The organism is Streptomyces sp. CG4 (assembly GCF_041080655.1).
GTDB lineage: Bacteria > Actinomycetota > Actinomycetes > Streptomycetales > Streptomycetaceae > Streptomyces.
The window spans coordinates 1,476,395-1,490,080 of record NZ_CP163525.1 but is presented as its reverse complement, the minus strand read 5'-3'; the positions used below and the strand labels follow the sequence as shown (position 1 = coordinate 1,490,080).

Here is a 13,686-nt window from a genome sequence, read left to right as displayed (position 1 = left end):
TTCGGTTCTGACCAGCGGTTCAGGTCCTGACGAGCAGCTGGAAGTCGAAGGTGTAGCGCGAGGCCCGGTACACATGGCTGCCGTACTCCACCGGGCGTCCCGTGACGTCGTACGCGGTGCGCCGCATGGTGAGCAGGGCCGCGCCCGCCTGCTCGTCCAGCAGGGTGCCCTCCGCGGCCGTCGCGCTGCGGGCGCCGATGGACTGGCGGGCGCTGTGCAGGACGATCCCGGCGGACCGCATCATGCGGTACAGGCCCGTCGACTCCAGCCGCTCCGTGGGGAGTTGGAGTAGATCGGCCGGCAGGTAGTTGCACAGGAACGCCACCGGCCGGTCATGGGTGCGGCGCAGCCGTTCCAGCACGGTGACCTCGGCGCCCTCCGCGAGCGCGAGGGCCGCGGCCACCTCCGGGGGTGCCGGGATCCGTTCGTTGCGCAGCACCCGGGTGGTCGGCTCCTGTCCGGCCGATTCCAGGTCGTCGTAGAGGCTGCTGAGTTCCAGCGGCCGTCTCACCTTGCTGTGGACGACCTGGGTGCCCACTCCGCGGCGGCGCACCAGCAGCCCCTTGTCGACGAGGGACTGGATCGCCTGGCGCACGGTGGGCCGGGACAGGCCGAGCCGTTCGGAGAGGCCGACCTCGTTGCCCAGCAGATGGCCCGGGGCCAGCGTGCCCTGTTCGACGGCCGCCTCCAGCTGCTGGGCGAGCTGGTAGTACAGCGGCACCGGACTCGTACGGTCCAGGGTGAAGGTGAGCGAGTCGAGCGCGCGATCACCCGGTGCCGTTCGCTGCACGGTGCGGTGTACTGGGCTCATGCCTCTCAGGTGTAGGTCCGGGGAGGCGAAGGTGTCAATGGTTTGTACTTACATTCGGACCTGCTTGTGAAATGATGTCTTAACAAAGTATTGACAGCGGGCTCGCCAAGGACTTGTATCCCGTCCCAACGCAACAGCGTCCCTTCCCCCCGTCGCACGCACAGTGAGGTGCTGGAAAGATGGACCGCTCTTCTCCCTCCCGCTCCCGGAGACTGGCCCCGATGGTGGCCGTCGCCGCCGCGGCCGCCCTGACGCTGGCGGGCTGCGCCAGCGCCCACGGCGGCAAGAAGGCCGAGGAGGCGGCACAGAACGCCTCGGCGGGCAAGGCCAACACCCCGCGCATGACCGTCGCGCTGGTCACGCACCAGGCCCCCGGTGACACCTTCTGGGACACCGTCCGCAAGGGCGCCGAGGCCGCCGCGGCCAAGGACAACGTCAAGCTGATCTACTCCGCCGACCCCAACGCCGGCAACCAGGCGAACCTGGTGCAGAACGCGATCGACCAGAAGGTCGACGGCATCGCCGTCACCCTGGCCAAGCCGGACGCGATGAAGGGCGTCATCGGCAAGGCGGAGCAGTCCGGCATCCCCGTGGTGGGCCTGAACTCAGGACTGAGCGACTGGAAAAAGCTCGGCATGCTGGAGTTCTTCGGACAGGACGAGAGCGTGGCGGGCGAGGCCTTCGGCGACAAGCTGAACACCACCGGCGCCAAGAAGATCGTCTGTGTCGTCCAGGAGCAGGGCAATGTGGGCCTCACCCAGCGCTGCGACGGTGTGCAGAAGACGTTCAAGGGCACGACTGAGACGCTGTACGTGAACGGCACGGACATGCCGTCCGTACGGTCGACGATCACGGCGAAGCTGAAGCAGGACAACGCCATCGACACGGTCGTCACCCTCGGCGCGCCGTTCGCGCTGACCGCTGTGCAGTCGGTGGGCGACGCGGGCAGCAAGGCCAAGGTGGCCACCTTCGACCTGAACAAGGACCTGGTGAAGGCGGTCCAGAACGGCTCGATCGAATTCGCCGTCGACCAGCAGCCCTATCTGCAGGGCTACCTGGCGGTCGACGGACTGTGGCTCTACAAGAACAACGGCAACTACAGCGGTGGCGGGGTGCAGCCGGTGCTGACCGGCCCGGCCTTCGTCGACAAGTCCAACGTCGACAAGGTGGCCGAGTACGCCGCGAAGGGGACCCGGTGATGAGCATGGCGCAACAGGCTGAGCCGGCCCTCGGCAGGCCGCCGGCGTCCGATCCCGAGGAGAAGGACGGCCGTACCGCCCGGCGCCCGCTGGCGCTGCGGCTGCTGGCCCGCCCCGAAGTGGGTGTCTTCCTCGGCGCGGCCGCCGTACTGGTCTTCTTCCTGATCGCCGCCCCCGCGGTGCGTCAGGGCAGTTCGATGGCGACGATCCTGTACCAGTCCTCGACGATCGGGATCATGGCGCTGCCGGTGGCCCTGCTGATGATCGGCGGCGAGTTCGACCTGTCCTCCGGTGTCGCGGTGATCTCCTCGGCACTGACCGCGAGCATGCTCAGCTACCAGCTGACCCTGAACGTGTGGACGGGCGTGATCGTCGCCCTGGTCGTGTCGCTCGCCATCGGGTTCTTCAACGGCTGGATGGTGGTCAAGACCGGCCTGCCCAGCTTCCTGATCACCCTGGGCACCTTCCTGATCCTGCAGGGCGTGAACCTGGCCGTCACCAAACTGGTCACCGGCAATGTCGCCACGGACGACATCAGTGACATGGACGGCTTCGCGCAGGCGAAGAAGATCTTCGCGTCGTCGTTCGACGTGGGCGGGGTCCAGGTGAAGATCACGATCGTGTGGTGGCTGGTCTTCGCGGCGCTGGCGACCTGGGTGCTGCTGCGCACCAAGTACGGCAACTGGATCTTCGCGGTCGGCGGGAACAGGGAGTCGGCGCGGGCGGTGGGCGTGCCGGTGACGTTCACCAAGATCTCGCTGTTCATGCTGGTCGGCCTGGGAGCCTGGTTCGTCGGGATGCACAACCTGTTCTCCTTCAACACCGTGCAGTCCGGCGAGGGCGTGAGCAACGAGCTGATCTACATCGCGGCGGCGGTGATCGGCGGCTGTCTGCTCACCGGCGGCTACGGCTCCGCGATCGGCCCGGTCTTCGGGGCGTTCATGTTCGGCATGGTCAACCAGGGCATCGTCTACGCCGGCTGGAACCCCGACTGGTTCAAGGCCTTCCTCGGCGTGATGCTCCTGGGCGCCGTCCTGATCAATCTGTGGGTCCAGCGCACGGCGACCCGGAGGTAGCGCGATGACTGACAACGGAACCGGAACGCACGGCGCCGTCCTCCAGGACGCGGCACCCCAGCAGGACGGCCCGCTGGCCGAGCTGCGCAAGGCGGGCAAGGCCTACGGCAACATCCGTGCCCTGCACGGCGTCGACCTGACCGTCCACGCCGGCCAGGTCACCTGCGTCCTCGGCGACAATGGCGCCGGCAAGTCCACCCTGATCAAAATCATCTCCGGGCTGCACCAGCACACCGAGGGCGAGTTCCTCGTGGACGGCGAGCCGGTGCGGTTCTCCACCCCGCGCGAGGCCCTGGACAAGGGCATCGCCACGGTCTACCAGGACCTGGCGACGGTGCCGTTGATGCCGGTGTGGCGCAACTTCTTCCTCGGCTCGGAGATGACCAAGGGCCCATGGCCCCTGCGCCGCCTGGACATCGCCCGGATGAAGGCCACGGCCGATCAGGAACTGCGCAACATGGGCATCGTCCTGGACGACCTGGAACAGCCGATCGGCACGCTCTCCGGCGGCCAGCGCCAGTGTGTGGCCATCGCCCGCGCCGTCTACTTCGGCGCCCGCGTCCTGATCCTGGACGAGCCGACCGCCGCTCTCGGTGTCAAGCAGTCCGGTGTGGTGCTGAAGTACATCGCCGCCGCCCGCGACCGCGGCCTCGGCGTCATCTTCATCACCCACAACCCCCACCACGCCTACATGGTCGGCGACCACTTCAGCGTCCTGCGCCTGGGCACCCTCGAACTCTCCGCCGCCCGCAGCGAGGTCAGCCTGGAGGAACTGACCAACCACATGGCCGGCGGCGCCGAACTCGCGGCGCTCAAGCACGAACTGGCCCAGGTTCGCGGCGTCGACACCGACGAACTCCCCGAAGAGAGTGACCTCACCGCACCCGTCGCGCCCTCCCCGGAAGGAACCCCCTGACCATGGCCACCCCCACTCCCCTGGACCGTATCCGGGTCGGCTCGGCCCCCGACTCCTGGGGCGTCTGGTTCCCCGACGACCCGCGGCAGGTGCCCTGGGAACGCTTCCTCGACGAGGTCTCCGAGGCGGGCTACGAGTGGATCGAACTCGGCCCCTACGGCTACCTCCCCACCGACCCCGCGCGACTGCGCGACGAGGTGGCCCGGCGGAACCTGAAGGTCTCGGCGGGCACGGTCTTCACCGGCCTGCACCGTGGCCCGTCCGTGTGGGACCAGACCTGGGCCCATGTCAGCCAGGTCGCCGCGCTCACCCAGGCGATGGGGGCGCGGCACCTGGTGGTCATCCCCTCCTTCTGGCGGGACGACAAGACCGCCGAGATCCTGGAGCCGCCGGAGCTGACCGCCGAGCAGTGGGCGCACCTGACCAAGGGCATGGAACGGCTCGGCCACGAGGTCAAGGAGGCGTACGGCCTGGACATCGTCGTCCATCCGCACGCCGACACGCACATCGACACCGAGGACCACGTCGAACGGTTCCTGGACTCGACCGACACGGATCTGGTCAACCTCTGCCTGGACACCGGGCACTACGCCTACTGCGGCGGGGACAGCGTCAAGCTCATCGAGACCTACGGCGAGCGCATCGGATATCTCCATCTCAAGCAGGTGGACCCGCAGATCCTGGCCGAGGTGCAGGCCGAGGGGACTCCGTTCGGACCCGCCGTGGCCCGCGGTGTGATGTGCGAACCGCCGTCCGGAGTGCCGGAGTTGGGGCCGGTGATGGAGGCGGCACAGCGGCTCGGCGTGGACCTGTTCGCGATCGTGGAGCAGGACATGTACCCGTGCGAGCCGGACAGGCCCCTGCCGATCGCGGCCCGCACCCGACGCTTCCTGCGCTCCTGCGGGGCCTGAGGATTCAGGCTGCCGCCCGGCTCGGTTCCCGTGTCCGAGGGAACCGGGCCTTCGGCGTGCCCGGCGGGTCGGTTCCTGCGGTACGGCAACGGATTCGGCCCGGGGACGGCCGGGAACCAACCGGGGGCACGTGGGCGTTGAGCATGATGACGGGGGACGCCCGCGCAGACGGGAGGACGAGATGACACACCGCACGGAATCCGGGAAGACGTCCCACGAGGCCACCGATGCGGCGGCCCTGCGCCGCACCCGCTTCGGCTCGCTGCCCGAGCGGATACGCCCGGAGGACACCGTCGAGACCAAGCCGGCGACGGTGCCGGACCCGGCACGGGACACCTACAACCCGGACGAGTGGCTGGTGCGCTACTGCCTCTGAGCCGCACCGAGCCGGACGGCCCTCTGCACCGCACGAGTGAACGGCACGAGCGGGACGGCGCCGTGGCCGATGAGGCTCACGGCGCCGTCCCGCCCGTCGAGGAGGCGCGGGGGTCAGGCCTGGCGGACTTCCGCCAGTGTCACCGGTCGGTGCTCGTGCAGGGACAAGGTGCAGGCCTCGGCGATCCAGCCTGCCTCCAGGGCGTCCTCGACGGTGCAGGGGGAGGGCCGGGTGCCGGCCACGACCTCGGTGAACGCGGTGAGTTCGGCGCGGTAGGCGTCGGTGAAGCGGTCCATGAAGAACTCGTGCGGGGTGCCGGACGGGAAGGTCACGCCGGGCTCGACCGAGCGCAGCGGCAGCTTGTCGTCCAGGCCGACGGCGATGGAGTCCGCAAAGCCGTGCAGCTCCATACGGACGTCGTAACCCCGGGCGTTGTGACGGGAGTTGGAGATCACCGCGATGGTGCCGTCGTCCAGGGTGAGGAGCGCGCCGGTGGTGTCGGCGTCGCCGGCCTCCTTGATGTAGTCGGCGCCGCGGTTGCCGCCGACCGCGTACACTTCGGTGACCTCGCGGCCGGTCACCCAGCGGATGATGTCGAAGTCGTGCACGGAGCAGTCCCGGAAGATGCCACCGGACGCGGCGACGTACGCGGCCGGCGGCGGCGCCGGGTCCAGGGTCGTGGCGCGCACGGTGTGCAGCTTGCCCAGCTCGCCCGCCCGGACGGCGGCGCGCGCGGCGGTGAAGCCCGCGTCAAAGCGGCGGTTGTAGCCGATCTGGATCGGCACGTCGCTGCCCTGGACGGCCTTGAGCACCCGGACACCCTCGCTCATCGTCTTCGCGACGGGCTTCTCGCAGAAGACCGGGACGCCGGCCTCGACGCCGGCCAGGATCAGGGCGGGGTGGGCGTCGGTCGCGGCCGCCACCACGATGCCGTCCACGCCGGCGGCCAGCAGCGCCTCCGGCGAGTCCACGACCTCGGCCCCGAACCGCTCGGCGGCCGCCTTGGCCGCGTCCGCGAACGGGTCGGTGACGACGAGCGACTCGACGGCGTCGAGGCCGGAGAGGGTCTCGGCATGGAAGGCGCCGATGCGGCCGAGGCCGAGGATTCCGATGCGCATGAGGTGAGGCTCCTTGCAGGTTTTACGGGGACGAGTCAGTTGTCATGGGGACGAGGGAGAGGGAGGTTCAGTCGAGGCCGCCGAGCACGTTCTGGTCCCAGTCGATCACCGGCCCGGTCACCACACCGGAGCGATCCGACAGCAGGAACACCACGAAGTCGGCGATCTCGTCCGGTTGGCCCAGCTTGCCCACCGGCAGCTTCGCCGCGGCCTGCTCCCGCCAGTCGTCACCGGCGTCGTGGAAGGCGCGCTGCGTGGCGTCCTCGCCCTCCGTCGCGGTCCAGCCTTGGCGGCGACGTACGGCGCGAGGAACGGCTGACCGCCGTGCGCCGAGGAGGTGATGATGTCGACGATCGTGCCGGGCGCCCTGCGGGCCACCATGTCGGCGACCGCCGCCTGCATCGCGAAGAACGGCGCCTTGAGGTTGATCGCGATGTGCGCGTCGAACAGCCCAATGGGTCGTGTCCACCACCTCGGCGACCGCCGCCTTCGCCTGCTCGGCGTCCGACAGATCGGCGCGCACGAACATCGCCTTGCCCCCGGCCGCCGCCGGCTCGGCCACCAGCGCCTCACCCGGTTCCGTACGGCGGCCGGTGACCGCCACGGCGGCGCCCTCCCGGACGGCGGCCCGCGCGATCGCGGCACCGACCCCCTGGCTGCCACCGTTGACCAGGACGATCCGGTCCCGGAGAAGGCCGTCGAGAAGTCCCATGATCTGCCCTGCCCTTCCTCAGCTCTCCCGGCGTTCCGTACCGGCCCGCAGCTCCGCACGCAGCCGTTGCGGGGTCCACTCCTCGCGCACCGCCCGCCGCACCATGTCCGCCTGCGTGGGCGGGGCCGGCCCGTCGACCGGCGGGTCACTGTCGAGGTTGGTCGGGAACGGGTAGCCCTCGGCGCTCGCCGCGATCACGTTCTCCAGCCACTCCGCGCCGACGCCCGCGGCCGCACGCCGCAGCAGCACCGGGAACACCGCGTTCGCCACGGCCTCCCGGTCCACCGTCTCCATCGCGCGCCCGAATGCGGAGGACACCTGGAGCAGATTGGCCATGCGCCGCACGTCCGCCGTGCGGTTGGTGCCGGCGGCGTGGAAGAGGGCCGGGTTGAAGAAGACCGCGTCGCCCTTGGCGAGCGGGAGTTGCACATGGCGCGTCTCGAAGTACGCCTGGAACTCCGGCAGTCGCCAGGCCAGATAGCCCGGCTCGTACCGCTGCGAGTACGGCAGACAGCGCGTCGGGCCCGACGCCACCGGCATGTCGCAGTGGGCGACCGCGCCCTGGAGGGTGAGCAGCGGGGAGAGGCGGTGCGCATGGGTGGGGTAGGCGGCCGCGGCCCTGTTGCTCAGGAAGCCGAGGTGGTAGTCCCGGTGCGCGGTCTGCCCGGCGCCGCCCGGGTTGACCACGTTGACCTGCGAGGTCACCTGATAGCCGGGGCCCAGCCAGGCGGCCGAGACCAGGGCCAGCACGTCGTTCGCGTAGTAGTCGGCGAACGCCTCCGGGTCGTACAGCGCCGTCTTCTCCAGCGCGTTCCACACCCGGTCGTTGGCGCCCGGCTGCGCGAAGTGGTCGCCCGCGGCGGCCGCCGAGGCCCGCTGCTCGGCGATCAGCGCCTCGAACACCGAGGTCACCCGGTCGACGACGGACGGGTCGCGAAAGGCGCCCTGCACCACGACGATCCCGGGGCCGTCGGCGAACGCCCGCACCAGCTCGGCCCGCAGCGCGTCCCGGTCCTCGGCGGTGCGCAGCCGCTCACCCTCGTACACCAGGACGTTCTCCGCCACCGAAGCGGCGTGCGGATAGTCCGCCAGGAGCGTCGTGCGGTCGATCAGGGTGCGGAAGGCGGCGAGGTCGCAGTCCTGCTCGGACAACCAGGCACGGCCTGGAGCGGAAGCGACGGACATCGGTGTCCTCTCGGTCAGGGCCGCACGGCCTCGGGCCCGCGATCACGGCAGCCTCAAGCCCGCGATCACGGCATTCGGCCACGGGAACCACGCGGCCCTGTCATTCTTGTCAGTACAAACCCCTCGAACAACCAGCAGCCAGCCATCAAAAACCCCTCAAGGAGCCGGGCCATGGGCCACCCGTTCCCGATCCGGGAGATCGCACGTCAGGCGGGTCTCAGCGAGGCCACCGTGGACCGTGTGCTGAACGGCAGGGGAGGGGTGCGCGAGAGCACCGCGCAGGAGGTGCGCCGGGCCATCGCCGACCTCGACCGGCAGCGCACCCAGGTCCGTCTGGTGGGCCGTACCTTCATGGTCGACATCGTGGTGCAGGCACCCGAGCGGTTCTCGACCGCCGTACGCGCCGCCCTGGAGGCCGAGCTGCCCTCCCTGCACCCGGCCGTGGTCCGCTCCCGCTTCCACTTCCGCGAGACCGGCCCGGCCGCCGAGCAGGTCAGAACGCTGGACCGGATCGCCCGCCGCGGCTCCCAGGGCGTGATCCTGAAGGCGCCGGACGTCCCTGAGATCACCGCGGCCGTGGGCCGGCTCACCGCGGCCGGCATCCCGGTCGTCACCCTCGTCACCGACCTGCCCGCCGGCGGCCGGCTCGGCTACGTCGGCAGCGACAACCGCGCGGCCGGCGCCACCGCCGCCTACCTCATGGGCCAGTGGCTCGGCGACCGGCCCGGCAACGTCCTCACCAGCCTCAGCAGCGGCTTCTTCCGCAACGAGGAGGAGCGCGAGATGGGTTTCCGCAGCGTCATGCGCGCTCGGCAGCCGCAGCGGACCCTGGTGGAGATCGCCGAGGGACAGGGCCTGGACGCCACCCAGTACGACCTGGTCCGCGCCGCCCTGGAGCGGGACCCGGAGATCCAGGCCGTGTACTCCATCGGCGGCGGCAACGACGCCACCCTGCGCGCCTTCGCTGACCTCGGCCGCAGCTGCGCGGTGTTCATCGCCCACGACCTCGACCACGACAACACCCGGCTGCTGCGCGAGCACCGGCTGTCCGCCGTGCTCCACCACGATCTGCGCCAGGACATGCGGGAGGCCTGCCATCTCGTCATGCGGGCGCACGGTGCGCTGCCACCGGCCGGCCCGCCGTTGCCGTCCGCGATCCAGGTCGTTACGCCGTACAACATGCCCGCGCCGACGGACGGTTGAGGGGGAGCGATGGCACGCACCGAGCAGATGCCGCGCAGCGAGCAGGTCGAGATCGAGGGCGTCCCCCTCCTCGCGACCCTCGTACCGGGTGACGGCATCGGGTTGCTGGCACTGCACGGCAGCATCGAGGGCGGCACCGCCGAACTCGCCGGGCTCGTCGCCCGCCGCTGCGGCGCCACCAGCCTCGTCTTCACCCAGCCGGGTGCCAGGCAGCCGGTCCACATCCCGTCCCCGCGCATGGCGGTCGACCACTGCGCGCTGCTCCGGGAGTTCCTGCAACGGGTCTCCCTCACGGTCTCGCTGCACGGCCATAGGCGCGCCGAGACCCCGCGCACGATCTTCCTCGGCGGCGCCAACCGCACCGCGGCCCACGTCCTCGCCGGGACCTTCGCCACCCGGGCCCCACAGTTCCCGACCGTCGTCGATCTGGCGGCGATCCCGTCCGCTCTGCGCGGCGTACACCCCCGGAACCCCGTCAACCTGACCCGCCTCGCCGGAGTCCAGGTCGAGCTCCCCCTCCTGGCCCGCACGAGCGGCGGAGCCGACATCCCGCCGGGCCAGGTGACCGACGCGCTGACGGCGGCTGTGGAAGAGCTGAACATGTCAATGCCGTGATGGGCAGCGCCGGGAAGGGGCGCGGGGAACTGCGCGACAAGCCACGACGGAGCCACAGACGCATGACGGAGCCGCAGACGGATAACGGCATATCGCGTAACGGCATGTCGCGGCACTCCAGCGGCGCGCTCAGTCCGGCGCGACCTCCACCCACGAGCCCCGCTCGGCGGCCAGCGTCATCGCGTCCAGCGCGGCAGCGCTCCGCACCGCGTCCGCAAGCGTCGCACCGTACGGCACCCCCTCGGCCACGGACCGTACGAACCGGTACGCCTCGATCACCTTCAGATCGTCGTACCCCATCGCATTGGCCGCCCCCGGCTGGAACGCGGCGAACTCACCGGCACCCGGCCCGACGTACACGGTGCTCACGGGCTGGTCCTGATACGTCGAACCCCGGCTCACCGCCAGCTCGTTGAGCCGCCGGAAGTCCCAGGAGACGGACCCCTTCGTGCCGTGCACCTCGAAGCCGTAGTTGTTCTGCTCGCCGACCGAGACCCGGCAGGCCTCCAGGACCCCGCGGGCGCCGGAGGCGAAGCGCAGCAGACAGCTGACGTAGTCCTCGTTCTCGACCGGGCCCCGCTCGCCGCCGGCGGCGAGGGTGTGGCCGGCGGTGGCGCCGGTCGGCCAGGCCCGCTCCGGGACGAAGATCGCGGTGTCGGCGGTCAGCGAAACGATGTCGCCCAGCAGGAAACGGGCCAGGTCGGCGCCGTGCGAGGCCAGATCGCCGAGCACCCCGCTGCCGCCGCGCGCCCGTTCGTACCGCCAGGTCAGGGCGCCGTCCGGATGGGCCGCGTAGTCGCTGAACAGCCGGATGCGGGCATGGGTCACCGCGCCGATCTCACCGGAGGCGATCAGCTCGCGGGCCGCCTCGACGGCGGGCGCGTTGCGGTAGTTGAAGCCGACCGCGCCCTGCACGCCGGCCTTGGCGACCGCGTCGGCCACCGCGCGGGCGTCCTCGGCGGTCAGCCCGACCGGCTTCTCGATCCAGATGTGCTTGCCGGCCTCGGCCATCGCCACGCCGATCTCCCGGTGCAGGAAGTTCGGGGCGGTGATACTCACGGCCCGCACCCGGGGATCGGCGGCCACCTCCCGCCAGTCGCGGGTCGCGGAGGCGAACCCGAACTGCGCGGCGGCCTCCTCGGCCCGCCCCGGCACCTCCTCGGCCACGGTGATCAGCCGGGGTCGCAGCGGGAGGTGCGGATAGTGGTGCGGCAGCCGCGCATACGCCTGGGAGTGCACCCGGCCCATCCAGCCGAACCCGACGACGGCGACACCCAGCTCATCCACCATGACAGCCCCTCCTGGGCATGTTGGACCGGTCCATGTTCTGTCCAGGTCACCTTTGTTCGGACATGGGCTCGTGTCAACCCTCTGACAAGGAAAGAGCAGGGACGGTTCGCCCTTTGACAGAGCGGTACGTTGCATGGAACGGTCCATGTCATGAGACCGCCGACGATCCGTGACGTGGCCGACCGGGCCGGAGTGTCCAAGTCGCTGGTCTCCCTCGTGCTGCGCGGCTCGGGACCGGTCAGCCCCGAGAAACGCGAGGCCGTGCTGCGGGCCGTGCGCGAGCTGGGCTACCGGCCCAACGCGGCCGCCCGCAGCCTGAGCGAACAGCGCACCCGCACGGTCGGCGTCCTCCTCGACGACCTCCGCAACCCCTGGTTCGTCGACCTCCTCGACGGCCTCAACTCCCTGCTGCACACCGCCGGACTGCACATGCTGCTCGCCGACGCCCGGCTGAACCGGCGGATGGGACACGACCTCGCCGAACCGTTCCTGGACCTGGGCGTCGACGGTCTGGTGATCGTCGGCACGGTTCCGGACCCCGGCGAACTCGGGGCGCTGGCCCGGCGGATGCCGGTCGTGGTGGCAGGGGCCCGCGAGCCGCAGCCGGCGGGTGTGGACGTCGTCGCCGGGGACGACGAGCACGGGGCCCGGCTCGCCACCGAGCATCTGCTCGGCCTCGGCCACCGCAGGATCGCCCACCTGGCGGGCCACGGCGCGGTCGGCGCACTGCGCCGGCGCGGCTTCGAAGCGGCGATGCGGGCCCATGGCGCCGAACCGGTCGTGGAGCCCGGCGACCTGACCGAGGAGGGCGGCTACCGCGGGACCGTACGTCTGCTCAGCCGCCCCGAGCGGCCGACGGCACTCTTCGCCGTCAACGACATGGCTTCGGTGGGCGCCCTCTCGGCGGCCGAGGAACTGGGCCTACGCGTGCCGCGCGACCTCTCGGTGGCCGGCTACGACAACACCAGCATCTCCCGGCTGCGGCACGTCTGGCTGACCACCGTCGACACCGCGCCGTACGAGATCGGCCGGCGCGCCGCCCGCTGTCTGCTCGACCGGTTCGAGCGGCCGGACGGCGAGGGGCGGGTCCACCTCGCCGTGCCGACGCTGGAGATCCGGGGGACGACGGCGCCGTCTTCCTGAAGCCGGGGCGGCCTCACAGGTTGATCGCGTACGCCTTGCGCAGCGTCTCGTGCACCGTCCACGTCGTACGGTCGCCCGCGCGCAGCACCGCCATGTCGCCCGGCCCGACCTTCAGCGTCGGCCCGTCCACGACCTCGATCGTCGCCGAACCGCTGATCACCACGAACAGTTCGTCCGCCTCCGTGTCGGTGACCACGCCGGGCGTGATCTGCCAGACGCCGCGGATCTGCCGGCCGTCCGGTGACTCCCAGACCACCTTCCCGGTGACCTCCGGGTTCCCGGAGACGATCTGCTCCGGGTCGAGGGGCTCGGGTTCGAGATCGGCGTCGGGGATGTGGAGTGCGAAGCTGTGCGTCATGCGGCGAGCCTAGCCAGCGCCCCGCGCCCGCCGCCGTCGACACAGTGTGCGGCATCGGGGCTGGTGGGAGGACACTTCGTCGGTCCGCGTGGACTGGCGGCGCGCCGCACCCCGAGTGATCGTGGGGAGCATGGCTGACTCCCCGGCGGTCGGCGCGGCACCGCCCCGGCAGCGTGACACACGCGAGGCCGTCCTGTTCGGCGGGGTCTACGGCGCCGTCCTCGCCAGCTCGATGGTGGCGGCGCTCACCCAGTACGGCCGGGTCACCCCCGCCGGCCGCCGCTACGACGCCGCCTGGCTGCTGGTGACCGCGCTCGCCTCCGCGCTGGCCCACGGCTACGCCCACTACATCGCGGAACGCGCCCCGCACCACCGCTGGGACGTGCTGCGCACCCTGCGCGACGAGTGGCCGCTGGTCACGGCCGTGCTGCCCACCGTCCTCGTGCTGGCGGGCGCCGGCTGGAAATGGTGGCCCGCGAAGGGCCTCGAGTATCCGGCCTTCGCCCTGAACATCGGCATCCTCTTCGCCCTCGGCCTGGTCACCGCCCGCTGGTCGGCACGGCGATGGCCGGTCGCGGTGCTCATCGGGCTGGGCGACGCGCTGCTCGGGGTGATCGTGGTGGTGGCGAACGCGGTGATCAAGTAGGCGCCGGGCAGGGCCACGCACCCGCTCGGCGCCCGGCGCGCCACCGGTGTCAGCGGGCGGTGCGGACCCCGTCCAGCGCGATCGCCGGCACCCGGTCGCGCTGGGCGTCGTCGTCGAAGGGGCGAGC

At 71.1% G+C, this 13,686-nt stretch carries 14 protein-coding genes and 1 pseudogene; 9 read left to right on the top strand and 6 right to left on the bottom strand.

The annotated features are described in order from the left end of the window. Positions 1–19 precede the first annotated feature (19 nt). Positions 20–811 (bottom strand): GntR family transcriptional regulator, encoded by a 792-nt coding sequence (locus tag AB5L52_RS06920; protein ID WP_369363010.1) that lies wholly within the window; start codon positions 809–811, stop codon positions 20–22. A 179-nt stretch (positions 812–990) separates the two neighbouring features. Between AB5L52_RS06920 and AB5L52_RS06915 the strand changes: the two genes are divergently transcribed. From AB5L52_RS06915 to AB5L52_RS06895, 5 genes are all read left to right on the top strand, one after another. Continuing rightward, positions 991–2,010, top strand: coding sequence for a substrate-binding domain-containing protein (locus AB5L52_RS06915; RefSeq protein WP_351030660.1), 1,020 nt, complete (start codon positions 991–993; stop codon positions 2,008–2,010). After that, positions 2,010–3,086, top strand: a complete 1,077-nt coding sequence (locus tag AB5L52_RS06910) for an ABC transporter permease (protein WP_351030663.1) — start codon at positions 2,010–2,012, stop codon at positions 3,084–3,086. Before AB5L52_RS06915 ends, AB5L52_RS06910 begins: the two co-directional genes overlap by 1 nt. 4 nt (positions 3,087–3,090) lie before the next feature. Continuing rightward, the gene (locus tag AB5L52_RS06905; protein ID WP_351030665.1) at positions 3,091–4,002 is read left to right on the top strand and encodes an ATP-binding cassette domain-containing protein; all 912 of its coding nucleotides are present in this window, start codon (positions 3,091–3,093) and stop codon (positions 4,000–4,002) included. A 2-nt stretch (positions 4,003–4,004) separates the two neighbouring features. After that, entirely contained in the window at positions 4,005–4,913 is a 909-nt protein-coding gene (locus AB5L52_RS06900) for a sugar phosphate isomerase/epimerase (protein ID WP_351030668.1), read from the top strand. A gap of 181 nt (positions 4,914–5,094) precedes the next feature. Further along, positions 5,095–5,289 (top strand): hypothetical protein, encoded by a 195-nt coding sequence (locus AB5L52_RS06895; RefSeq protein WP_351030671.1) that lies wholly within the window; start codon positions 5,095–5,097, stop codon positions 5,287–5,289. Positions 5,290–5,402: 113 nt separating this feature from the next. Here the strand turns inward: AB5L52_RS06895 and AB5L52_RS06890 are convergent, their stop codons facing one another. The 3 genes and pseudogenes from AB5L52_RS06890 to AB5L52_RS06880 form a co-directional block, all read right to left on the bottom strand. Then, complete coding sequence (locus AB5L52_RS06890) at positions 5,403–6,407, bottom strand: Gfo/Idh/MocA family oxidoreductase (protein WP_351030672.1); 1,005 nt, start codon at positions 6,405–6,407, stop codon at positions 5,403–5,405. Positions 6,408–6,474: 67 nt separating this feature from the next. Continuing rightward, positions 6,475–7,119 (bottom strand): annotated as a pseudogene (locus AB5L52_RS06885) (SDR family oxidoreductase). A gap of 18 nt (positions 7,120–7,137) precedes the next feature. Further along, the gene (locus AB5L52_RS06880) at positions 7,138–8,304 is read right to left on the bottom strand and encodes a phytanoyl-CoA dioxygenase family protein (RefSeq protein WP_369363008.1); all 1,167 of its coding nucleotides are present in this window, start codon (positions 8,302–8,304) and stop codon (positions 7,138–7,140) included. 171 nt (positions 8,305–8,475) lie between these two features. Here AB5L52_RS06880 and AB5L52_RS06875 point away from each other — a divergent pair, with 171 nt between their 5' ends. Together AB5L52_RS06875 and AB5L52_RS06870 are read left to right on the top strand one after the other, a co-directional pair. Then, positions 8,476–9,507 (top strand): LacI family DNA-binding transcriptional regulator, encoded by a 1,032-nt coding sequence (locus tag AB5L52_RS06875; protein ID WP_351030676.1) that lies wholly within the window; start codon positions 8,476–8,478, stop codon positions 9,505–9,507. 9 nt (positions 9,508–9,516) lie between these two features. Then, entirely contained in the window at positions 9,517–10,122 is a 606-nt protein-coding gene (locus tag AB5L52_RS06870; protein WP_369363007.1) for a poly-gamma-glutamate hydrolase family protein, read from the top strand. A gap of 129 nt (positions 10,123–10,251) precedes the next feature. Here the strand turns inward: AB5L52_RS06870 and AB5L52_RS06865 are convergent, their stop codons facing one another. Further along, positions 10,252–11,412, bottom strand: coding sequence for a Gfo/Idh/MocA family protein (locus AB5L52_RS06865; protein WP_369363006.1), 1,161 nt, complete (start codon positions 11,410–11,412; stop codon positions 10,252–10,254). A 150-nt stretch (positions 11,413–11,562) separates the two neighbouring features. On the opposite strand from AB5L52_RS06865, the gene AB5L52_RS06860 reads away from it, so the two are divergent. Beyond that, a complete protein-coding gene (locus tag AB5L52_RS06860; RefSeq protein ID WP_369363005.1) occupies positions 11,563–12,555 on the top strand; it encodes a LacI family DNA-binding transcriptional regulator in 993 nt (330 codons plus the stop codon). 13 nt (positions 12,556–12,568) lie between these two features. Here AB5L52_RS06860 and AB5L52_RS06855 read toward each other — a convergent pair whose 3' ends face one another. Then, positions 12,569–12,913, bottom strand: a complete 345-nt coding sequence (locus AB5L52_RS06855; RefSeq protein WP_369363004.1) for a cupin domain-containing protein — start codon at positions 12,911–12,913, stop codon at positions 12,569–12,571. 130 nt (positions 12,914–13,043) lie between these two features. Here AB5L52_RS06855 and AB5L52_RS06850 point away from each other — a divergent pair, with 130 nt between their 5' ends. Next, a complete protein-coding gene (locus tag AB5L52_RS06850; RefSeq protein ID WP_369363003.1) occupies positions 13,044–13,559 on the top strand; it encodes a hypothetical protein in 516 nt (171 codons plus the stop codon). The last annotated feature ends 127 nt before the right edge of the window (positions 13,560–13,686 follow it).